27 protein-coding genes are annotated in these 21,465 nt (G+C 61.4%); 10 read left to right on the forward strand and 17 right to left on the reverse strand.

Going from position 1 to position 21,465, the window contains the following annotated elements:
- Window positions 1–175: 175 nt before the first annotated feature.
- The 13 genes from CCR82_RS01240 to CCR82_RS01300 form a co-directional block, all read right to left on the reverse strand.
- On the reverse strand, window positions 176–433 hold the full coding sequence (locus CCR82_RS01240) for a hypothetical protein (protein WP_201243427.1): 258 nt from the start codon (window positions 431–433) through the stop codon (window positions 176–178).
- Window positions 434–804: 371 nt separating this feature from the next.
- Window positions 805–1,881, reverse strand: coding sequence for a homoserine O-succinyltransferase MetA (gene metA / locus CCR82_RS01245; RefSeq protein WP_201243429.1), 1,077 nt, complete (start codon window positions 1,879–1,881; stop codon window positions 805–807).
- A 13-nt stretch (window positions 1,882–1,894) separates the two neighbouring features.
- Window positions 1,895–2,797 carry an ATPase gene (locus CCR82_RS01250; protein ID WP_201243431.1) on the reverse strand — a complete coding sequence of 301 codons (903 nt, stop codon included), beginning with the start codon at window positions 2,795–2,797 and terminating at the stop codon, window positions 1,895–1,897.
- Window positions 2,798–2,885: 88 nt separating this feature from the next.
- Entirely contained in the window at window positions 2,886–4,109 is a 1,224-nt protein-coding gene (serB, locus tag CCR82_RS01255) for a phosphoserine phosphatase SerB (RefSeq protein WP_276570515.1), read from the reverse strand.
- Between the two features lie 17 nt (window positions 4,110–4,126).
- Window positions 4,127–4,711 (reverse strand): hydrogenase maturation protease, encoded by a 585-nt coding sequence (locus tag CCR82_RS01260; RefSeq protein ID WP_338073072.1) that lies wholly within the window; start codon window positions 4,709–4,711, stop codon window positions 4,127–4,129.
- Window positions 4,712–4,719: 8 nt separating this feature from the next.
- Complete coding sequence (locus tag CCR82_RS01265; protein ID WP_201243435.1) at window positions 4,720–6,153, reverse strand: Ni/Fe hydrogenase subunit alpha; 1,434 nt, start codon at window positions 6,151–6,153, stop codon at window positions 4,720–4,722.
- A 57-nt stretch (window positions 6,154–6,210) separates the two neighbouring features.
- On the reverse strand, window positions 6,211–6,819 hold the full coding sequence (locus tag CCR82_RS01270; RefSeq protein ID WP_201243438.1) for an NADH-quinone oxidoreductase subunit B family protein: 609 nt from the start codon (window positions 6,817–6,819) through the stop codon (window positions 6,211–6,213).
- Window positions 6,816–7,547, reverse strand: a complete 732-nt coding sequence (gene hoxU, locus CCR82_RS01275) for a bidirectional hydrogenase complex protein HoxU (RefSeq protein ID WP_201243440.1) — start codon at window positions 7,545–7,547, stop codon at window positions 6,816–6,818. Before hoxU ends, CCR82_RS01270 begins: the two co-directional genes overlap by 4 nt.
- 114 nt (window positions 7,548–7,661) lie before the next feature.
- Window positions 7,662–8,108, reverse strand: coding sequence for a zinc ribbon domain-containing protein (locus tag CCR82_RS01280; RefSeq protein WP_201243441.1), 447 nt, complete (start codon window positions 8,106–8,108; stop codon window positions 7,662–7,664).
- Between the two features lie 230 nt (window positions 8,109–8,338).
- Window positions 8,339–9,244: a DnaA regulatory inactivator Hda gene (hda, locus tag CCR82_RS01285; protein WP_338073073.1), complete on the reverse strand. Its 906-nt coding sequence runs from the start codon at window positions 9,242–9,244 to the stop codon at window positions 8,339–8,341.
- The gene (gene wrbA / locus CCR82_RS01290) at window positions 9,126–9,716 is read right to left on the reverse strand and encodes an NAD(P)H:quinone oxidoreductase (RefSeq protein WP_201243445.1); all 591 of its coding nucleotides are present in this window, start codon (window positions 9,714–9,716) and stop codon (window positions 9,126–9,128) included. Before wrbA ends, hda begins: the two co-directional genes overlap by 119 nt.
- Window positions 9,717–9,808: 92 nt before the next feature.
- Window positions 9,809–10,681, reverse strand: coding sequence for an Hsp33 family molecular chaperone HslO (gene hslO, locus CCR82_RS01295; protein ID WP_201243447.1), 873 nt, complete (start codon window positions 10,679–10,681; stop codon window positions 9,809–9,811).
- A 65-nt stretch (window positions 10,682–10,746) separates the two neighbouring features.
- Window positions 10,747–11,055: an MTH1187 family thiamine-binding protein gene (locus CCR82_RS01300; protein WP_201243449.1), complete on the reverse strand. Its 309-nt coding sequence runs from the start codon at window positions 11,053–11,055 to the stop codon at window positions 10,747–10,749.
- A gap of 61 nt (window positions 11,056–11,116) precedes the next feature.
- Here CCR82_RS01300 and CCR82_RS01305 point away from each other — a divergent pair, with 61 nt between their 5' ends.
- Together CCR82_RS01305 and CCR82_RS01310 are read left to right on the forward strand one after the other, a co-directional pair.
- Complete coding sequence (locus tag CCR82_RS01305) at window positions 11,117–11,599, forward strand: hypothetical protein (RefSeq protein ID WP_242513163.1); 483 nt, start codon at window positions 11,117–11,119, stop codon at window positions 11,597–11,599.
- 66 nt (window positions 11,600–11,665) lie between these two features.
- Window positions 11,666–11,935, forward strand: a complete 270-nt coding sequence (locus CCR82_RS01310) for a DUF6489 family protein (RefSeq protein ID WP_201243451.1) — start codon at window positions 11,666–11,668, stop codon at window positions 11,933–11,935.
- Window positions 11,936–12,035: 100 nt separating this feature from the next.
- Here the strand turns inward: CCR82_RS01310 and CCR82_RS01315 are convergent, their stop codons facing one another.
- From CCR82_RS01315 to CCR82_RS01330, 4 genes are all read right to left on the reverse strand, one after another.
- Window positions 12,036–12,374, reverse strand: coding sequence for a TusE/DsrC/DsvC family sulfur relay protein (locus CCR82_RS01315; protein WP_201243453.1), 339 nt, complete (start codon window positions 12,372–12,374; stop codon window positions 12,036–12,038).
- A 163-nt stretch (window positions 12,375–12,537) separates the two neighbouring features.
- Window positions 12,538–13,233: a type I-MYXAN CRISPR-associated protein Cas6/Cmx6 gene (cas6, locus tag CCR82_RS01320; RefSeq protein ID WP_201243455.1), complete on the reverse strand. Its 696-nt coding sequence runs from the start codon at window positions 13,231–13,233 to the stop codon at window positions 12,538–12,540.
- 9 nt (window positions 13,234–13,242) lie between these two features.
- Window positions 13,243–13,962 carry a hypothetical protein gene (locus CCR82_RS01325; RefSeq protein ID WP_201243457.1) on the reverse strand — a complete coding sequence of 240 codons (720 nt, stop codon included), beginning with the start codon at window positions 13,960–13,962 and terminating at the stop codon, window positions 13,243–13,245.
- 142 nt (window positions 13,963–14,104) lie between these two features.
- Window positions 14,105–14,296 (reverse strand): sulfur relay protein DsrC, encoded by a 192-nt coding sequence (locus CCR82_RS01330; RefSeq protein ID WP_201243459.1) that lies wholly within the window; start codon window positions 14,294–14,296, stop codon window positions 14,105–14,107.
- Between the two features lie 540 nt (window positions 14,297–14,836).
- Here CCR82_RS01330 and dsrA point away from each other — a divergent pair.
- The 8 genes from dsrA (at window position 14,837) to dsrK (ending at window position 21,370) form a co-directional block, all read left to right on the forward strand.
- Window positions 14,837–16,093 carry a dissimilatory-type sulfite reductase subunit alpha gene (gene dsrA / locus CCR82_RS01335; RefSeq protein WP_201243461.1) on the forward strand — a complete coding sequence of 419 codons (1,257 nt, stop codon included), beginning with the start codon at window positions 14,837–14,839 and terminating at the stop codon, window positions 16,091–16,093.
- Between the two features lie 108 nt (window positions 16,094–16,201).
- On the forward strand, window positions 16,202–17,275 hold the full coding sequence (gene dsrB, locus CCR82_RS01340; protein WP_201243463.1) for a dissimilatory-type sulfite reductase subunit beta: 1,074 nt from the start codon (window positions 16,202–16,204) through the stop codon (window positions 17,273–17,275).
- A 35-nt stretch (window positions 17,276–17,310) separates the two neighbouring features.
- Window positions 17,311–17,703, forward strand: a complete 393-nt coding sequence (tusD, locus tag CCR82_RS01345; RefSeq protein ID WP_201243465.1) for a sulfurtransferase complex subunit TusD — start codon at window positions 17,311–17,313, stop codon at window positions 17,701–17,703.
- Between the two features lie 36 nt (window positions 17,704–17,739).
- On the forward strand, window positions 17,740–18,150 hold the full coding sequence (gene tusC, locus CCR82_RS01350; RefSeq protein WP_201243467.1) for a sulfurtransferase complex subunit TusC: 411 nt from the start codon (window positions 17,740–17,742) through the stop codon (window positions 18,148–18,150).
- Between the two features lie 26 nt (window positions 18,151–18,176).
- Window positions 18,177–18,485, forward strand: coding sequence for a sulfurtransferase complex subunit TusB (gene tusB / locus CCR82_RS01355; protein ID WP_201243469.1), 309 nt, complete (start codon window positions 18,177–18,179; stop codon window positions 18,483–18,485).
- A gap of 34 nt (window positions 18,486–18,519) precedes the next feature.
- On the forward strand, window positions 18,520–18,852 hold the full coding sequence (locus tag CCR82_RS01360; protein WP_201243471.1) for a TusE/DsrC/DsvC family sulfur relay protein: 333 nt from the start codon (window positions 18,520–18,522) through the stop codon (window positions 18,850–18,852).
- Window positions 18,853–19,040: 188 nt separating this feature from the next.
- Window positions 19,041–19,772 (forward strand): respiratory nitrate reductase subunit gamma, encoded by a 732-nt coding sequence (locus CCR82_RS01365; RefSeq protein ID WP_201243473.1) that lies wholly within the window; start codon window positions 19,041–19,043, stop codon window positions 19,770–19,772.
- A 65-nt stretch (window positions 19,773–19,837) separates the two neighbouring features.
- The gene (dsrK, locus tag CCR82_RS01370) at window positions 19,838–21,370 is read left to right on the forward strand and encodes a sulfate reduction electron transfer complex DsrMKJOP subunit DsrK (protein WP_201243475.1); all 1,533 of its coding nucleotides are present in this window, start codon (window positions 19,838–19,840) and stop codon (window positions 21,368–21,370) included.
- Window positions 21,371–21,465 lie beyond the last annotated feature (95 nt).

Below are 21,465 nucleotides of genomic sequence, written 5' to 3' on the forward strand. Positions count from 1 at the left end.
CGTGGCTGCGACCATCGATAAGCTCGCGCGCAAGGTCCGCCGCGTCTTCGATTATCTGGGCATGACGGCAAATTCCCCACCCCACGACGCCCGATTGGCGACCGCTGGTTAGAACGGATTTGCCGTGTCTTCTCTGCTCAGGGTGGTAGGCACTACGCGAGGATTCAGCTCGCTGTCATTGTAGCCGTTGCTGCGGCAGCCAACCGGCAATCCGGCTGCGCTCGTCTGATTCGTCGATGCTGAAAAAGCGGTTCAGCACCAACAGGGCCTCGTCGAGGTCCGAGCAGCCGTAGTCGTCCATCACGACGTGGTTGCTGCAGTCCTCAACGTGGTAGCTGTGTGCTCGGTCTGCGGCGTCATAGCGTAAACGGTAGCCGGACCCGGTCCAGGAGTCCCACTTGTAGCGGATGACTTGTTCTTTTTCGTCAAACATCTCTTAACCTATTGTATTTAATGATCTATCCGGAAAGTCGAGCAGCGACATGGGAGAGCCGCTGCATTCGGGATTTCCCGAACGTCAAAACCGCGCATGTCGCAAAAGTACGTCTTGCGGCCTCTTGTTGCATAGTCTATAAGCGTGAATGCCACTTGACAAGGGAAAGTCTAACCTTTGTTTGACGGAAAAAATGCGGAACTACGCACATTTCTAGCAGAAAGATCGATGAATTCTTTTTAGTTTTAAAAAAACAACAAAAGTGCGTTTCCGCAACAAAAAATGCAAAACAGCACCATCACCGTGATCAAGCTCACGTAAGGCAGTGCGGCTCACTAGGGAAGCCGTTGTTTTCGCTGACGAAGGACGAGTCAGGATCGTATGAGCATACGCAGCGGATCAGCAGGATCAACCCAGTCCATGAAGGGGAGACAGCGGTCGTTGTGGGTCACCCGATAGATCAGTCCCAGCCAGTTCCCGACCACCCCTTCGGCGGTATCGCGCCAGGTATTGTTGAGTCCGTCCGCGATGCGTGCCTCAGGAAACGGTGGCGGTTCCCGGCCGCGGTCTAGAGCCCGTTGAAGCATATGGCGATGCTCTTCGAGCACGGCCACCGCCTTGCGCGAGAACACATTGTCCGGGAAGGGTGGGTAGTCGGCGCGAGCGTCGGTCGCGAAACGCTGGACCTCGCGTTTGTATTCCTTGAGCAACGAGATGGTGTCGTACTCAGGGTGGCCCTGGAACATGACGATGCGCAGCCCATCTGGGCTGGTGGCCAGGTGCACGCCGGATACATCGCTCTCGACCAGAACCCGCGCCCCAACCGCTTCGAACTGGTCTCGGCTGACCTCGTTGAAGCGCGAATGCGGGACGTCGAACAGGGTGTTGGTACTTTCGACGAGCGGATGTGTTTGGTCGACCACGCGATGCGTGAATACACCCCAGCGCTTGCGCGGCAGGGGCTGGCGTGGTTGTCCGTAGCGAAACTGCATCACCGCATGGGTTGCAAGGCAGGAGCAGAGGATCGAGGTGACATGCTCGAAGGCCCAGTCCACCACCTCGATCAACGGTGACCAAAACGGTTGTTGTGTCAGTTCCGGGCCGCTTACATTGGCGCCGGTAATAATGAGCGCGTCTAGCCCTTGCTCGCGCACCGTCTCGAAGGGCTGATAGTAGCGTTCGATATGCGCCCTCGCCTTCTTACCGCGCGGCAGGCCCGGCAGTGAGAAGGGATGCACATAGAATTGGGCGATCTGATTGCTCTGCCCGACCAGCCGAAAGAACTGACGCTCGGTGGCGGCCAAGGCCGCATCCGGCATCATGTTGAGCAGGCCAACGTGGAGTTCGCGGATATCCTGATGGATCGCCCAGTCGGACTCGAGGATGTTCTGCCCCTCGGTGCGCAGGCGATTGAAGGTTGGCAAGTCGTTATGGGCAACGATCGGCATCGGTGTGTTCCTGTCAGCCTTGGCTGCGATCGAGCCACTGAAAGGTCTCGGTTTCATCCTCGGGCGCCGGCACCGGCGTGCGCGCGATCGCGGTTTCGATCAGGGTCAGGAAATCCTGCTCATCGCGCACCGCGGCGACCTCGGTTGACTCGACCGTATAGCCATAGGGCCGCGCAATCGCTTCGTAGCGTGGCACCCGTGAGTGGAACAGGCGCGGGAACACCCAACGCGTGAAGTCGTTCGGATCGATATCGGCGACATACTCGAGCCCATGCTCGTTGAGATAGTCCTTGACCGCGGTCTTGATGAAGGCCGGGCGAAAATAGAGCGGCTTTGGATCGGCCTGGGCGCGCCGAATGAGCTTGATCTCGTCGGCCTGGGGTACGCGGATGTAGAGGATCAGGCTGTGCTGGGCTAAGAGATCGATCACCGTGGGTTCTTCGAGTTCGCAGAGGCTGCCGCCGACATCGTTGACGAAGTGGCTATAGCCATAGATCTCGCGCGCTTTGCGGATGAACTCCGGCACATCCTGCATGGCACGGATCTCGGCATCGCGATAGAGCGCCTGACGCCGGTTGAACTCGGGCAGCGATAAACCGCCCTTGTCTGGATCGCCGAGCTGGCCGACGAAGCTCAACACGGGCCCCAGGTCATCGACTTGGATCTTGTTCTGGAATGCAACCCAATCGCGACGCAGGAGATCGCGCAGGAAGGGCACCTGCATCGCCTGCAGCTTGATCAGGTCAAGGATCGGCTCATCGAGATAGCGGGTGCCGATGCGATAGTCGCCGGAATAATGAAACCAATCGTTGCGGCGCAGGAGCCCGGAGAGATAGGTCTTGCCGACCCCGGACATCCCCAGCAGCGTGACGCAACGATGCTGCCAGTGGCGAAATTCGTCGATCGTCAGTCGCAAAACGACATCCTCGAGACAGCCAAACCAACGCGAAGCCGAGGCCGCGCACCGGCTCGCTACAAACGCGGCACTATACGCGATTCGCCAACTAGAGGGCTAGCGCCTCCAGATCGCGATCGCGCATGCCGATCAGATAGAGGATGCCATCGAGGCCGACGGTGGCGATCGAGTGGCGCGCCTGTTCCTTGACCAGCGGCTTGGCGTGGAAGGCGATGCCGAGGCCGGCGATCGAGAGCATCGGCAGGTCGTTGGCTCCGTCGCCGACGGCGATGACCTGCTCCAGCCGGATGCCTTCGCGGGCGGCGATCTCACGCAGCAGCTCGGCCTTGCGTTGGCCGTCGACGATGCGGCCGGTGACGCGGCCGGTCAGTCGGCCGTTCTCGAATTCGAGCTGATTGGCATGCACGTCATCGATGCCGAGGCGCCGCTGCAGGTGCTCGGCGAAGTAGGTGAAGCCGCCGGAGAGGATCGCGACCCGGTAGCCGAGCTGCTTCAAGGCGCTGATCAGCCGCTCGGCGCCGTCGGTGATCGGTAGTCGCTCGGCGATACCGGCAAGCACCGTCTCCTCGAGCCCCTCCAACAGCGCCATGCGGCGGCGGAAGCTCTCGTTGAAATCCAGCTCGCCCAGCATCGCGCGTTCGGTGATCTCGGCGACCTGCGGGCCGACGCCGGCGGCGGCGGCGAGTTCGTCGATGACCTCGGTCTGGATCAGGGTCGAGTCCATGTCGAAGCAGACCAGGCGCCGGTTGCGGCGGAAGATGTCGTCCTCCTGGATGGCGATATCGACCTCGAGGTGATGGCCAAGCTCGAGGAAGCTCGCATGCAGGGCGCCGACATCGGCGACCGGGCCCTTGAGCCAGAGCTGGACGCTGGCCGGGCGGCTCGCTCGGCTGGCGCGGCGCGAGATGCGCCCCGAGAGCCGCGTGATCTGCTCGATGTTGAGCCCGTTCTGAGTGACCACGGCGGACACTTGGGCGATCTGCGCGGCGGTGATCTCGCGCCCGAGCAGGGTCAGGATGTGGCGCGCCTTGCCTTGCTCATCGACCCAACGCTCGTAGGCATCGGCCTCGACCGGGGTGAAGCGCACCGCGAGCCCCAGCTCATGGGCGGCGAACAGCAGCTCCTTGAACACCGGGCAGCTCGCCGGCTCCTCGGGCAGCTCGATGAGCATGCCGAGGGCGAGGGTGTCGTGGATCACCGATTGGCCGATATCGAGCACCGCGACCTCATAGCGGGCCAGCACCTGGGTCAAGGCCATGGTGATACCGGGCCGGTCGGGGCCGGAGATATCGATCTGGACGATCTCGCGCATTGGGGTCAGCAACGATTTTAGGGGCCGGTGTCAGGGATGTCGGGCTCGGCACCGATGAGGCTCAGCACCTCGGCAATCATCGGCGCGACTGCCGTCTGCGCCGTCTCGCTCAGCGCATAGCAGGCATAGCCCCAGTCGGCGCCGCCGGCCGAGACCAGCCAGGTCTCGGGCACCCGTTGATACAGGGCCTGACACCAGGCGAGCAGCTCGCGCGGATCGTGGAAATGGGCCATGGTCGAGAGGGCGCTGGCATCCGGGGCTAGGCGTTGGCGACTGACCTCGCCGGGCGGCAGATTGGCCGCCGCGTCGATGAAGATGACGCGCTCGGCGCGGGCGAGATCGTCGACCAGCTCGGCGGTCAGGATGTGGCGTGCCTGGACATCGACCTGGGCGCTCAGCTCGGGATCGGCGCTGACGCGCGTCTCGAGCTGATCGGCGACCAGCGGGCCGAGCGCATCGTCGCCGCGAATCGGGCTGCCGTAGCCGATCACCAGTGCTCGCAGCGGCCTCGTGGTGCTGCTCGGGTGGACAGTGGCAGTGCCTTCTGCGTCAGGGGTTGGCCCGCCAGCGGTGCTGTGCGAGTGCTCATCACGCTGAGGCACCGTGGCGCTCATGCGTCGCGCACCAGCCGATCGATGACGGTGCCTGAGGCATCCTTCAGCTCGATGCTCAACGGCATCTGGCCGAACGCATGCGAGGCGCAGGAGAGGCAGGGGTCGTAGCAGCGGATCACCGCCTCGACCCGATTGAGCATGCCTTCCGACAGCTTGTTGCCATCGACATAGGCATCGGCGACCTGCTTGATGCTGCGGTTCATCGCCAGATTGTTGTGGCCGGTGGCGATGATCAGATCGACCCAGGTGATCAGTCCCGCTTCGTCGATCTTGTAGTGATGCATCAGGGTGCCGCGCGGAGCCTCGGAGACGCCGATGCCCTCGTCGCGGTTGCCGCGCGCATGGGCGCGCACCCGCGTGTCGAGGATTCCCGTGTCCTTGAGCAGCCGTTGCATCATCTCGATCGCGAAGATGATCTCGACCAGACGCGCGTAATGGTAGTGGAAGCTCGAGCGCACCGGCCCGGAGTCTTCCTGCAGCATGTGGAACTCGGCCAGGGCGACATCGGCGAACGGCGTGCCGCAGCTCTCGGCGTTATTGAGCCGGGCCAGCGGGCCGACCCGATAAATACCGTTCGGGTAGCCCATCGGCTTGTAGTAGGGGAACTTCATGTAGCTGAAGTCCTCGACCGCCTCGCCGACGATGCGGGGATAGTCCGACGGCGGCACCCTGTCTTCGACGATGCGTCCCTGGGCGTCCTTGAGACGCAAGAAGCCGTCGTAGTGCTCGAGCTGGCCCTTGGGTGAGACCAGCGACAGGAACATGGTCTGCATGGTGCCGAAGTGCTCGGCCTCGTCCTTGAACGTGGGCACCATGGTCTTGAACAGCGCGTAGGTGTCCTTGGCGATGGTCAACGCCTCGGGCAGCATGTTCAGCATCGCCTCGCGCTTGTCGCTGTCGAGCGGCTCGTTGACCCCGCCCGGCACCACCCAGGTCGGATGGATCTTCTTGCCGCCGAGCATCTCGATGATGGTCTGGCCGATCTGGCGCAGCTTGATGCCCTGCTTGGCCAGTTCCGGGTCCTTGGCCATGACGCCGAAGATGTTGCGCTTGGCCGGGTCGGAATCCCAGCCCAGTAGGAGATCCGGCGAGGAGAGGTGGAAGAACGACAGCGCGTGCGATTGCAGCAGTTGCGCGAGGTTCATCAGCCGGCGCAGCTTCTCGGCGGTGGGCGGGATGGTGACCGCGAGCAGGTCGTCACAGGCCTTGTTGGAGGCGAGCAAGTGGCTGACCGGGCAGATGCCGCAGGTGCGCGCGGTCAGGGCCGGCATCTCGCGGTAGGGGCGGCCCTCGCAGAACTTCTCGAAGCCGCGGAATTGGGTCAGATGGAATTTGGCGTCCTCGACGGCGCCGCTGTCGGCGAGCTGCAGCGAGATGCGGGCATGGCCCTCGATGCGGGTGACCGGGTCGATGCTGATGGTTCGGCTCATGGTCGCTGGGTCCGGGGCATGATGCGTGGATGGGGGAGCACTCGGTGCGCCATTCGGCTAGGCGCCGAAGCGCGTGTGACTCAGCGGCTGCGGGGTGCGCCCGGCGATCAATTCGCTCAGCACAGCGTGGATGGCATCGGCATTCGGCGGACAGCCGGGCACGAACACATCGATCGTGACCACCGCATGCACCGGCAGGACCGTCTTGAGCAGTGCCGGGACGCCAACGCTCGGGATCTGTTGGTGGACGTTGACGTTCTCGAGATAGGCGCGCTCGTAGACGCTCTCGAGCTTGAACGGATTGCGCATCGCCGGAATGTTGCCGTTGACCGCGCAGTCGCCCAGGCTGATGAGCAGTTTGCAGTGCTTGCGAAAGCGCTTCGCCTTGTGCAGATCCTCCTCGTTGCTGATCGAGCCCTCGATGATGCCGACATCGACCTGCTCGGGCAGGGTCTTGGTATCGACGAACGGGCTGTAGACGATGTCGATCTTCTGGACCAGATCGACCAGGCGCTCGTCCATGTCGAGGAAGGACATATGGCAGCCGGAGCAGCCATCGAGCCAGATGGTCGCGACTTGGATCTTGTCGTCAGTGCTCGTCTCAGCGCCTGCGGCGGGCTGCGGCTGAGAGGCGCTCGAGGTCGAGGCGTTGCTGTGGGTGGTCATCGTGCGGACCTCCGTCGGGCCAGAATCGGCAGGAAGTGCTGATCTTTGACCATTTCACCGACCGACGTGCCCTGCTTGACCAGGGCACCGGTCGGGCAGACCTGCACGCATTTACCACAGCTCGTGCAGGTGTCGCTCGCGCCCCAGGGTCTGGCCAGATCGGTGATGACCTGGCAGTCGCTGCCGCGGCCCATGATGTCCCAGGTGTGGGCGCCTTCGATCTCGTCGCAGACGCGCACGCAGCGGGTGCAGAGCACACAGCGGTTGTGGTCGACGCGGAACATCTCATGCGTGCTGTCGACCGCGTAGCCGTGATTGCGGTAGGGCATGCGCACATGGTCGACACCACAGGTCGTGGCCAGCCACTGCAGCTCGCAGTGGCCGTTGGAGACGCAGACCGAGCAGATGTGATTGCGCTCGGCGAACAGCAGCTCGACGAGCGTGCGCCGATAGCGCTGCAGCTTCTCGGAGGTGGTGGTGACCTCCATGCCCTCGGCGACGCGGGTCGCACAGGCCGCGAGCAGGCGGTTTTGACCGGCGACCTCGACCATGCACAGCCGGCAGGCGCCGACCACGGAGAGCCCGTCCATCCAACACAGGCTTGGGATCGGGATCTTGTTCTCCCGGCACACTTCGATGATGGTTTCGTCTTCGCGCGCCGAGAGATCGTGACCATCGATCCTCAGCGTGACGACTCGAACACTCGGTTGCGTGGCGATGATGGGCATCGGTCTTACCGTATCCGTCGAGGGTGGGTATGGCGCTGCGTGAGCCTCAGGGCCCGACGATACACGACCTCCGCGAGCGGTGCATGTCCGCCCGCTGCCGCTAAAACCCTGCCGTTAGCGTTGTTTGCTGAGTTTGTTCTTGATCAGCGCGCCAAACTCGGTGACCGCGAACCAGAGCACACCGGCCCAGATCATGAGCCAAGGCACGCGCCGCCAGATCTCGAGTTCGGCGTCGGGCTCGGGCGGGAACATGTAGCGCATGATGATACCGACCACCATGCCGCCCCAGAACAGGATGCCGGCAATCGGGATTGGGCGCCCGGCGAGGCGTAATTTGAATGGCTCGACGGTCTCATGCAGACTCGAATCGCTCGCATCGACAGTGTTGGAGGCCGCTGGCTCGGCGGTATTCATGGGCGCGGTGGCGGTTTGGGTACGCTGCTCGGACTTGGCGCCGATGGACGCATTGGCGCTGTTGGCGATGGGAACGCCGCAGTGCGGGCAGGTTGGGGCGCGGTCCGAGACCTGGCCGCCGCATTCCGGACAATCGATCAAGGCCATGCTGTGAACTCTATGGTTTGGTCCGCAGGGTGCGGGTTGGGCATCGCAGTCGATCAGGGCGCGTGCTGTTGCCGGTGAGCGGGCAACTTGAGCAGATGCCCTGAAATTCGCCGGGTATCAAAGCAAGTCCGCCGCAAGCGTTCAAGACCGGGCTCGGTATTCTATTGCGCGGGCTCAAGGATCTCGGCGATATCACGGAGATACGCGCCAAGCGCGCTCGATACACGCGCTCAATCGGCCGCGTTGGGCTGGAACTGTTCCTCTGCGGCGGACAGGGTGTTGGTTTGGGGGTCGCTGGTGCTTCGCTCGAGCTGTTCGAGAAGCCGGCCGATCGATCTGATCGAGGGTTGCCGCTGTTCGGCAAGGGCGCTGCGATCGATCGTATCGAGGAGTTCGCGCAGGACGCCTGGGTCGCGCGGGCAGCGGCTGAGGATATAGCTGATCATCGCGTCGCCGAGGCGCAGTCCGCGCTGCTCGGCGCCGATGCGCAATAATTCAGCCCGGCCGGCGTCGCTCAGGGGTTTCAGGTTATAGCTTGGGCCTGCGGCCAGGCGCGATGAGAGATCGGGGAGCTGGAGGCCGAGCCGGCCGGTCGGCTGGCGCGCGGCCGCGAGCAACCGTCGTCTGGCATCTCGGGCGCGGTTGTAGAGGTTGAACAGTGCTTGCTCCCAGGCGCGATTGCCGGCAATGGCCTGGACCGCGTCGAGAAGAATGGCGTCGCGCTGCTCGAGGTCATCAAGGACATCCGGGGTGAGCTTGGGTGTATCCAGCGGCAGGTAGATGACGCTGAGCCCGCGCTGGCGGATCTCGCCGGCGGCGCAAACCAGTAAGCGTGACTTGCCGCTCGCCGCCGCGCCATGGATATAGAGATAAGGCTCGCCGCTACCATCAGCCCAGTGCCGCACGGCGGCTACGACGGACGCGTTGCCATGTGACACAAAACCGTCAAGTCCGCTCGGTTCCGGTTGGCGTAGCGCGAGCGCAAGCTGCGGAGGTGGCGGCTCGTGCACCGGGGGTTCAGCGCCCGAGAGCCGCGGCCGTGGTGGCAAGACGATGACCGAGTGCCTGGCAGAGCTGACGCTCGATCTCGGTGAGGGGCTGGTCGTTATTGATGCCGGCCACATGCGAAGGGCCATAAGGTGTGCCGCCGGCCTGGGTATGGAGCAGGCCAGTCTCGCTATACGGGAGCCCAGCCAACAGCATGCCGTGATGCATCAGGGGCAGCATCATCGACAGCAGCGTGGTCTCCTGACCGCCATGCAGGCTGGAGGTGGAGGTGAAGACCCCGGCCGGTTTGCCGCTCAGCCCGCCCGCTAGCCAGAGCGGCGAGCTGCCGTCGAGGAAGTACTTCATGGCCGCCGCCATGTTGCCGAAGCGCGTCGGGCTGCCGAGCGCGAGCGCGCTACAGTCGCGCAGATCGGCTTGTTCGGCATAGGGGGCGCCGGCGTCGGGAATCGCCTCCTCGGTGGCCTCGCAGACCGTCGAGACGGGCGCGACCGTGCGTAATCGGGCCTCCATGCCGGCCTCTTCAGAGCCGCGCGCGACCTGGCGCGCCATCTCCGCGGTGGCACCATAACGGCTGTAATAGAGGACGAGCAGGTAAGACATGGTGATCGGTTCTCGCGGATGCGGTTTCGAGAGGGTGGTTATGGTTTAGCAGGATAGCATGAGGCTGTCATCGGGCCCTGCGCGCCGCGTTTTTAGTGTTGGGCCAAGGGCGCGGTGGCGTTGACGACACCCGTGAACAGCCCGCGCGCATCAACCGCATCGAAGCGGTAACCGCGATTGCAGAATTCGCAGGTCACGTCGATCACCCCCTGCTCGGCGATGAGGTCATCGATCTCCTCCGATCCAAGCGCGCGCAGGTTGTCGGCAATCCGTGTGCGTGAGCAGTTGCATCGGAAGGCCACTGGTTCGGGTTCGAAGAGCCGGATGTCTTCCTCATGGAACAGACGCCGCAATAGATTGGGCGCGTCTTGTTGCAGCAGTTCATGCGACTGCACGGTATCGGCCAGGATCACGGCTCGGTTCCAGTCGTCCTGGTCATCGGTATCCCCTGGCAAGCGCTGCAGCATCATGCCGGCCGCGCGTTTGTCATTCACGGCAAGCCAGAAGCGCGATGGCAGTTGCTCCGAGGAGGCGAAGTAGCCCTCGAGAGCGGCGCCGATTCCAGCGCCCTGCAGCGGCACGATGCCTTGGTAACGGTCGCGATGCTTGGCGTCGATTGTCAATGTTAATCGCCCATTGCCAAACAAGTCCTGTAGATCGCCAGCCGGGATGTCACCCTCCCAGCGGGCCAGGCCCCTGACCGTTCCCTTGTGGGTCGCTTGGGCAACCAGCGTGCGAATCGGGCCCTCGCCTTGAGCCTGGAGGATCAGCGAGCCCTCGAGCTTGAGCGTGGCGGTGAGCAGCAGCACCGAGACCAGTGCTTCACCGAGCGGCTGCTTCACGGCCTGTGGATAGCTGTGACGCTCGAGTACGGTTTGCCAGGTGGTATCGAGTCGAACCAGCTCGCCGCGGACGCGCGAGTGTTCGAAGACGAAGCGGTGCAACGAATCGGAATCGGACGACATACTAGCTCCAGCGTCGATCGAAAGCAGGCGGGATGGCCAATGGTCGGTTGGTCTGGCGGCGGGTGTCAGGGACGCGGCAGGCGCGCCTCGACGCTGGCTGTTTTCTGCGTGAGGCGGCCCTGGGTTCCCTCTCGAATATCGAGCTTGACCGTGGCATAGACGCGTTGGCAGCCAGCCTCGGCAAGCACTGCGTGCGCCTGTTCGATGAGCGATAACGCAGCGCCGATGTGTTCAGTCTCGAACAGGGTCCCCATGGCGGTCAGCTGATAGGGATGGCCGCTGTCGGCGATCAATGCCACCACGGACGCGACGTAGCCGCTCAGGTGCTCGCCTTGACCGACGGGGAAGATGCTGAGATCAGCGAGAACAGACATGAACATGCCTCCGGGTTTAAGCTAAGCGGGTATTCGCCGTTCCTTGCTGTCGCGCTCGCACATGTCGATGACCATCAACCCAACGCCAGATTTCAAGTTCGGTGCCGATCCTGACTGGGACAGCCCGTTGAACTTCAAGCTAACGCCCGAACTCATCGCGCATGCGCTGATGGAGACAGCCTCTGCGGTACACACGGGATGGGAGAGCTGCGTTGACGATGACGCGATCCTGTCACAGATTGCGGCGATGGACGAGACAGGCGATAAAAGTATCCGGCTCATCGAGCAGGAGTTTATCGATGAGCAGGATAACACCGCTGCCTGGCATGATTGGACCCTCGAAGTGCGGGTCGGGTCTGTCTTTATCCTGGCTCATTGGCAGGCACGCTCGAGTGCTCCGGCGGTGGATTGGGAGTGGTCGGCCGCCGCGGCCGAACGTGCGTTTGAGCGCGCCTGCGTGCTGCTAGGTCGGCGTGTGCGCCGTAGTCTGGTCGTCGAAGAGCCGGTGCGGCCAGAACTACCGCCGCGCTCAAGCCGGCACTGACAGAGGGGCCCACTCTCATCCGAGGAGCCCAGATTTGAGCCATAGGATCACCACTGGGGAAAGCTGATGAAATTTCATATCGACGTCGAGGTGTCGCCAGCCGAGCTGCGTCAACTCATGGGGCTTCCAGATCTCGAGGGGCTACAGCAGCGTATGCTGCATGATATTCAGGCGCGCATTGAGCAAGGCGCCGAGGGCTATGACCCGATGGAGCTGATGCAGCCTTACTTCAAAACGAGCCTCGCTGGGATGGACATGATGCAACGATTATTCGCCGCAGGAATGGGGGCGGCGGCGTCGGGCCAAACTCCGGGGAATGAAGAGAACAGGCGCTGATCGTTCGCCGTTGGTCTCTGCTTGAGAAGTCCGAGCATTGAGCCGACGCCAAAAAAGCCGACCTAAAGGCCGGCTTTGCGCAGGTTAGGTCGGCCTGTACTCAGTAACCGCCTTTGCGCTGCACCTCGGGGAGACCGGCGATCTTGGTGCCTTGCTTGGTCGGTGCCAGCGGGAACAGCTGGTAGACCTCCTTGCTGCTCGGCTTGCTACCCCACTTTTTGCCTATGTCCTTGAGGAGAGCCCGCTCCATGGGTTGGTTTTGGTTGTTGTTGAGGTACTCATCGCGCAGATAATTGATCACGTCCCAGTGGCGCTCGCTCAGCTCGATACCCTCGATCTCGGCCAGCGCTTGGGCGACATCTTCGTTCCAATCGAGGGGGTTGACCAGGAACCCGGAGTCGGTGGTTTCGATGCTCTTGCCGTTCACTTCGATCGTCATGTCGAATGCTCCTCTCGTCGTTCAATGCCGCCAACGGTCAGTTTGGCGGTCTGGGGTTGATCAATCATGGGCATGCAGCCGATCGGGACCGGCGCCCGCCTATGAAAACCCGCGAATATTAGTCAATTGTTGTGCGGCCGTCACCTGCACGCGTGGCGCTTGCTCAGCTAGCGGTCTTTGCAACTGCGTCGATACCCTTATGCGGCAGAAAGATGCCGCATCCCATGCTCTGGTGAGTGCCGATGCCCTGTTGCTGCAGCGCGATGGCGTCATCGTGGTTGAGCTCGGCGAGCATCAGACTGCGTGTCAGCATAGGGCCGGTGGGGGTGCTGAGTGATATGGTCTTTCCGCACAAGGCCTTGCGTATCTTGATTCCGCGCTGCCCGAGTTCGCTGGCGATACGTTGCAGGAACTGATCCTCGTTCTCGTCGGCATTGGCGACGACGTAGCGTGCAAACAAGGTCCTTTCGGGGCTGAGCGGGCGCTCCTTGGCCGGGCCGAGCGTGAAGCTTGAGCCCTCGATCTCGAGGGTTCGCCCTTCGAGCGCGGTTTTTAGCTCATCAGCGCGGGCACGTGGGAGGCGGATACCGAGCTTGGTGCGGCGCGAGGGTAGCAGATGCTGCTCGCGCCCGTGCGAGGGGCGTTCCCAGCCGTTTTGCGAGCCCGCGACGTGAATCGTATGAATGGCCGCCCGTGGCTCGTCGGCAAGCCAGGCGACGGCGCTGATCAGGGCCTCGGAGAGCGCGTGTGCATGATCCACGGGCAGCGATTTGCATCGTTGCAGGGGGAACATGAGGTCGATGACATCATCGGGAACTTGGGGTTGCTGGGGCTCCGAATCGGATTCTTGCCAGAACATGGATCTGTCTCAGTTGACGGGGAGTTTGCCTTGTAAGGCGTCGCGATCGAACCACCACTGATCTTGCACGAGTACGTCGACCACATTGCGCAGCCGGACGAGGAACTTCTCGGGCTCGCGAAGTTCTAGGCGATCGCGCCAGAGATCGAAAGCCTCTTGCGATTCAACGCCGCTATGACGGCGGGCGACATCGGCGAGGATCTGCGATGCGAAGAAGCGGAGGTTCTCGCGTTGTACGCCTTCGGCGCGGACGTCGGCGAGAAAGAGCGCGGTGGTCGCGGCGACCGCAGCCCCGTCGGCATCATCTGGGGTCTCGTCGACGACATGCGATAGGAGTTCGATCGAGAGTTCGACATCGATCGGGTAGGTGACCGCGAGCCAGATCCCCTGACCAAGAGCGCTGAGCGATTGCGATTGCTCGGCGCGGAACAGGACATCGCAACAATCGGCCGCGGATTCGAAGGCGTCGCTGGCGATGAAAGCCTCGAAGGCTTCGCGAGCCAGCGGCCAGGCATCCTCGCCGCGGCCCAGCCCCACCAAGGTGCGGGCCTGTTGGAGTTGCAGCTCGGCTAATTGCGGGCGATCGGCGCCCATACGTTGGAGGGTGGCGTATTGCTCCTCGAGCGCCAGCAGGTGTGACTCCAGCGCTGCATCCTCAGCGGCTCGAGGAGTAATGGAATCAGCGGCTGTATCCTGCAACTGACTCCGCGTGATGTCGTAATGCTTCATGGCAACTGCTCTTTGTCGCCGCGTACGGCGCTGTCCTCTTTATGAATGGATGCCTCAATTCCGCGACGACCGCGCAATCGGGCGCGGACGCGCTGGATGTGTCGCTCGCCTTGCTGTGGCTAGCGACAGGTGGTTGCCGTTGTTAACGCACAAGACCGCTAAATGCAGCCTCGAGCCGATCTTCCCAGTCATCCGGTGTGTCGGAGAACGGAGGCTTCACGTCGATGCGGAAGAATCGCTCACCGTGCCGCGCAATCTCCTGAATCGCGGGAATCAATTCTTCAAAGCTCTCAAGTTCTTTGTTGGAGACGAGAATATCGCTGAGCTTGAGCATGCGGTCTGAACCTCTCTGGCTGAAAGCCGCCGATTGATCCGGTTAAATTCCGATGGCGCTGATTCGGCGTTATCGCCGACTGAACAGGTCAACGTCGTTCCGAGCAGGTAAAGCCACAACGGCATAAAAACAACTCGTGCAGCGGGGGGCTGCCTCCACGAACGGTCAGGTATCGGGGCGAGGGGCTGGCGCACGCAGTTGAGAAACGGTCTGGCAGGGGTGGCGGGGTCGGGAGTGCCACCTGAATAAGTTATTGGAATATTAGGATATGTTGACATAGGAGGAGCGGGGGCTTATGCTCCACGGCCAGAGTCAGCCGCCAACGCTCGCGCACTTAGGTTGCTGATCGGGAAAGAGAAAAAGTGTGGCTGTCAACTATCCCCAAGGGGATATGAGGGGGTGTACCTCTCTCCCTAAGGTGCGGTTTCCAGCTGGGCATGCCGCTCCGTATAGTGCAGCTCCGTGGCACGCGGCGCCGCGAACAAATCCGAATGCGATCTGTGTCTTACCACGACGTTTCTCGATAGGAGAGATAGCGACATGGCCCTCGACAAGCACCAAACTCCGATGCTCGACCAACTTGAAGACGGCCCCTGGCCGAGCTTCATCTCGGGCATCAAGCGTCTTCGTGACGAGCACGGCGACGAGCGCATCAATGCCCTCACGAACGACCTGCTCGGGCAGCTCGAGCACTCCTATGAAACCCGCAAAGGCTATTGGAAGGGCGGGACCGTCTCGGTCTATGGCTACGGTGGCGGTATCATTCCGCGCTTCTCCGAGGTCGGTAAGGCTTTCCCGAAATCCAAGGAATTCCACACCCTGCGCGTGCAGCCGCCAGCGGGTAACCACTACAGCACCGCGATGCTGCGCCAGCTCGCCGATAGCTGGGAGAAGCATGGCTCTGGCCTGGTGACCTTCCACGGTCAGACCGGCAACATCATGTTCATCGGTGCCGACACCAATGCCACGCAGCATTTCTTTGACGAGATCAACGACTATGGGTGGGATCTCGGCGGCGCTGGACCTTGTGTGCGCACCGCGATGTCCTGTGTCGGCGCGGCTCGCTGCGAGATGTCTTGCACCAATGAGCTAAAGGCGCACCGGGCGCTGGTCAACAACTTCGTCGACGACGTCCATCGCCCGGCGCTGCCGTATAAGTTCAAATTCAAGGTCTCGGGCTGCGCGAACGACTGCCAGAACGCGATCGAGCGCTCGGACTTCGCCGTGCTTGGCACCTGGCGTGACGATATGAAGGTCGATCAGAACGAGGTGAAGGCCTACGTCCAGGCCAAGGGTCGTCAGTATATCGTCGACAATGTCATCACCCGCTGCCCGACCCAGGCGCTGTCGCTGAATGACGACGATACCCTAGAGGTCAATAATCGCGATTGCGTACGCTGCATGCACTGCCTGAACGTGATGCCGAAGGCGCTGCATCCCGGCGACGATAAGGGCGTGACCATCCTCATCGGCGGTAAGCGCACGCTTAAGATCGGCGATCTGATGGGCACCGTGATCGTACCCTTCCGCAAGCTCGAAACCGAGGAAGACTACGAAGAGATGGTCGAGATGGGCGAGAACATCATCGACTTCTGGGCTGAGAACGGCCTCGAGCACGAGCGCTGTGGTGAGATGATCGAGCGCATCGGGTTGGCTAACTTCCTCGATGGCATCGGCATCGAGCCCGAGCCGAACATGCTCAGCCACCCGCGCCAGAGTTCCTATGTGCGCATGGACGGCTGGGACGAGGCCGCCGAGCAATGGTTCGAGCGCCAGGCTGAGAAGGCTGCCGGCTAAGGGGTCGCTCAGGTTGGCCGTGGACACCGGCGGGGAACGCCCGTCGGTGCCGGTTTCGCCGAATTCGATCAGCACCTAACTGTTTACTGATTTACTGGAGAGTTACCGATGGCTAAAGACATGCGCGAGCCCATCGAGTCCGGCTGCCCTGATCCTTGGCAGTATATGCATCCGACGATGCGTAAGAACTTCGGTCAATGGAAGTACCACGACCACCCGCGCCCGGGTGTGCTGCGCCACGTTGCCTATAGCGGCGACGAGATTTGGACCGTGCGTGCCGGTACTCAGCGTATCCTTGATGTCTTCACGCTCCGTAAGCTGTGCGACATCGGTGACGAATTCGCTGACGGTTATGTCCATTTCACGCTGCGCTCGAACATCGAATACATGGTGACTGAAGAGTCGCGTGTCGACCCGCTGATCAATGCGCTTGAAGAGGCTGGGTTCATCGTTGGCGGTACCCAGAACTCGGTGGCGATGATTTCGCACACCCAGGGCTGGCTGCACTGCGACATCCCCGGCACCGACGCCTCCGGCGTGGTCAAGTCGATGATGGACGAGCTCATCGACGAGTTCCGCAACGCCAACATGCCGAACCGCGTCCACCTCACCACGTCCTGCTGCCAGATCAACTGCGGCGGCCAGGGTGACATCGCGATCAATATCCAGCACACCAAGCCGCCGAAGATCAATCACGATCTGGTCGCCAATGTCTGCGAGCGCCCGAGCGTCGTTGCCCGCTGCCCGGTCGCGGCCATCCGCCCGGCCATGGTCAACGGCAAGCCTTCGCTCGAGGTCGATGAGCGCAAGTGCATTTGCTGTGGCGCTTGCTATCCGCCCTGTCCGCCGATGCAGATCAACGACGCCGAGCACTCCAAGCTGGCAATCTGGGTCGGTGGTAACCACTCCAATGCGCGCGGCAAGCCGACCTTCCAGAAGCTAGTCGCCGCCGGTATCCCGAACAACCCGCCACGCTGGCCCGAGGCGACCGCGATCGTCAAGCGCATCCTCAAGGCCTACAAGGAAGGCGCGCGGGATTGGGAGCGGGTCAACGAGTGGATCGAGCGCATCGGCTGGCCGCGCTTCTTCGAGGAGGTCGAGCTGCCGTTCACCAAGTACCATATCGATACCTGGCGCGGCTCCCGTGCCAGCTTCAACGCCTCTTCCTACATCCGTTTCTAAGTCGCGGATTTGGAGCCCACACCAGCGAGGTCGCAATGAAGTTCGCAATCCAGGTCAATGAAGGACCCTACCAGCACCAGGCTGCCGATTCGGCGTATTTCTTCGCCAAGGCAGCGCTCGAGAAGGGACATGAGATCTTTCGGATCTTTTTCTACCACGATGGCGTCAACAACTCGACGCGGTTGACCACGCCGCCGCAGGATGATCGCAACGTCGTCGAGCGCTGGGCTGAGCTTGCCGAACAACATGATCTCGATATGGTCGTCTGCGTCGCCGCCGCTCAGCGGCGCGGCGTGGCCGATGAGGGTGAGGCACAACGCAACGGCAAGGACGCCACGAACATTCACCCCCGGTTTCGTATCTCTGGTCTTGGCCAGCTCGTAGAGGCGGCAGTCCAGTCCGATCGGCTTGTTGTCTTCGGCGACTGATCAAGCATCCGGAAGCAGAAACTAGGGGAATGCACCATGTCTGAAACCATCAAGAATTTTCTGTACCTGAACCGCAAGGCGCCTTACGGCACGATTTACGCCTGGGAGTCACTTGAGGTTGTGCTGATTGGAGCCGCCTTCGATCAGGACGTGAGTCTGGCGTTTGTCGATGACGGCGTCTTCCAGCTCACCAAGAGTCAGAACACCTCGGCGGTCGGGATGAAGAATTTCTCGCCGACCTATGCGGCGCTTGGCGATTATGAGGTCAAGAAGATCTTCGTGGAGAAGGAGTCGCTTGAGGAGCGTGGTCTCTCGCTGGATGACCTCCAGCACTTGACCTGGGAGGACGAAGATGAGGATTGGGCCGAGAAAGACTCGATCCACCTTGTTAACCGCGCCGAGATGGCGGCTATCATGGACGACGCCGACGTCGTCTTCAGCTTCTGAGATCGAGCGAACATCCGAGGAACACGATGAGCACATTGCACACCGTCAACAAGTCGCCGTTCGAGAAGACGTCGTTGGCTGCCTGCCTTGATCACGCAAGCGCTGGCGCTGCGGTCCTTCTGATGGAGGATGGCGTTTATGCGGCGCTGACGCGGACGAGCGTTGAAGGGCAGGTCAAGGGCGCCCTCGACAACCTTAAGGTCTATGCACTCGGCCCCGACCTACAGGCTCGTGGCTTGTTAGAGGATCGCGTCATTCCTGGAATCAGCGTTGTGGACTATGCCGGCTTCGTGGATCTTGCCGCGGAGCACGACAAGGTTCAGGCCTGGTTGTAGTTTTTTTTCTTTCTCACTAATTAGGAGAGTATCGATGCCCATCGAAGTGAATGGTAAGACGTTCGAGACCGACGAAGAAGGCTACCTGGCCAACATCAACGAGTGGGAGCCGGGCGTTGCCGAGGTGATGTCGAAGGAAGATGATCTGGAACTCACCGACGAGCACTGGGACATCATCAATTATCTGCGCGAATACTACGAGGAGTATCAAATTGCCCCTGCGGTGCGCGTGCTGACTAAGGCCGTCGGCAAAAAGTTCGGCAAGGATAAAGGCAACAGCAAGTATCTATACGGTCTGTTCCCGTATGGCCCAGCCAAGCAGGCGTGCCGCTACGCGGGTCTGCCGAAGCCGACCGGTTGCGTCTAAGCAGACCAATAGCCGTGCCAGCTGCTAGGCCGGCCGGTTGCCTCGGGTTCGAGTGAGCCCGGGTGCTTTGCCGGCAACGCCGCGGCGCTGCCGGCATCGATAAGATAACGCTCATTCGCTCGCCCACCACTCGGGGCGCTCGATCAGAGCAGACGCCATTGGGCCAACGCCACTGAGGTAGCGGAAACATGTCGTTTCTGTCGGATGTTTATGCCGGTCTGTTTTACTTCGCGGCTTTCGTGCTGGTCGCTGGGTTGGCTAATAAGGTCATCCAATATGTACGCACACCCGCTCCGCTGAAGATTCCAACGACCCCAGCGCCAACAACGAAGACGGGCGTGGCCCTTCGTATGACGCGCGAGGTGGTGTTCTTCGAGAGCCTGTTCCGTGGCAGCAAATGGACCTGGATCTTTGGCTGGATGTTTCACTTCGGTCTCTTCCTCGTCACGCTGCGCCATCTACGCTACTTCCTTGATCCGGTGCCGGTGCCGATCCAAATGATCCAGCCCTTCGGGATCTATGGCGGGATCGCGATGGTGATTGGTCTCGCCGGGCTTTGGGTTCGCCGATTCTTTGTTGATCGGGTGCGCTATATCACCGCGCTCTCCGATCATTTGATCCTAGTGCTACTGATTGTCATCGGCTTCTCGGGCCTGCTGATGCGCTTTGTGGTGCATACCGATGTGATGCGCGTGAAGCAATTCTTCCAGGGGCTCTATGTCGGCCACGTCCAGACGCTGCCGGCTGATCCAATACTGCTGATGCATCTGCTGCTCGTTGCGCTACTGATGATCATCTTTCCGTACAGCAAGCTCTTGCATGCGCCGGGGCTCTTCTTCAGTCCCTCGCGAAATCAGGTCGATAATCCCCGCGAGCAGCGTCACATTGCGCCTTGGGCTCGGCGCATGGAGCAGGACTGAGCGGCGCGTTGCCTCTCACACTCTTTATGATCCCGGTTGGCGACGTTCCGAAACGAGGTTGAATCATGGCGAAAGCCGACTTTCAAGTCCCCGTACTCAAGCAGTACCCAGAGATCCCGGAGATCGAGCCGGGCGCCACGGCGCATTCGAGCCCGTTCAAGTCGAAGCCCCAATTCCAGGCCGAACTCGGCTTTCCGGGTGAACTGGTCGACGACTGGCAGACCAAGGCCCTCGACAAGATGGGTGATCTGCTAGGGCGTTATCGCTCGCTCCGTGTCTATCTTGATTCCTGCGTCAAATGCGGCTCCTGTACCGATAAATGCCACTACTACCTCGGTACTCACGATCCAAAGAACATGCCGGTGGGCCGCCAAGATCTGATGCGCAAGGTCTACCGTCGCCACTTTACCCTGGCTGGGCGCTTGTTCCCGAAGCTCGTCGGCGCCGAGGAGCTCACCGAGGAGGTACTCGGTGATTGGTACAGCTATTTTCATCAGTGCTCTCAGTGCCGCCGGTGCTCGGTATTTTGCCCTTACGGTATTGATACCGCCGAGATCTCCATGGCCGCACGCGAGATCATGGACCATATCGGTGTTGGCCAAAAGTACTGTAATGAGATCATCGGCAAGGTCTACAAGATTGGGAACAATCTGGGTCTACCTGGGCCGGCTTTGGCTGACACCCTTGAAGGCCTGGAGGAAGATGTCTTCGACGATACCGGTGTCGAGGTTAAGTATCCGCTTGACCAGGAAGGCGCCGAGATCCTATTGGTCACGCCCTCGGCAGACTTCTTTGCCGAGCCGCATGTCGATGGTCTGATCGGTTATGGCAAGGTCTTCCACGAGACGGGGGTTAGCTGGACCCTGAGCAGTCACGCCTCGGAGGCCGCCAACTTCGGCATGTTCATCGGCTCCTACGAGAATATGCGCCGGGTCGCACTGCGCATCCGCGAGGCGGCGATCAAACTCAAGGTCAAGCGTATCGTCTTCGGTGAATGCGGTCATGCCTGGCGCGTTGCCTACAGTTTTTTGAATACGCTCGCTGGTCCCTGGGATTTCCTCGATCAACGTTACCCGGTTCCTCAGCACATCTGCGAATTCACCTATGGCCTGATTCAGGAAGGCAAGCTGAATCTGGATAAGACCCGCAACGACGACATGGTGTTGACCTACCACGATTCCTGCAATGTGGCGCGCGCCTCACGGATGGGGGATCGACCCGGGGGTCAATTCGATATTCCGCGCGCGATCATCCGCGCGACTTGCAATAACTTCTATGACATGGACGAGGAGACCATCCGTGATCGCACCTTCTGCTGTGGCGGTGGTGGCGGCCTGCTCACCGACGACCTCATGGAGATCCGGGTCAAGGGGGCTCAACCGCGTGTCGAGGCCCTGAATAACGTTATGCAGGAAAAAGGCGTGACCCATATGGCTGCGATCTGCGCCATCTGCAAGAGCCAATTTACGAAGGTACTGCCTTACTACGGGATGGACCTGGATCAGATCGTCAGTGTCCATCAACTGGTCTCGAATGCATTGGTGTTGACTGGCGAGGAGACCGACGACGAAGACGAGGCTGCCGATGAGGCTGCCTGAGTAGATGCGAAGCCTAGCATCTACCGACCATTAGCGACTGTAGCGACGACGAGCTTCGGGTGCGATAAGCGCATCTAGCGCCGGTGGCCAATCAA

This window comes from Halochromatium salexigens, assembly GCF_016653295.1.
Lineage (GTDB): Bacteria > Pseudomonadota > Gammaproteobacteria > Chromatiales > Chromatiaceae > Lamprobacter > Lamprobacter salexigens.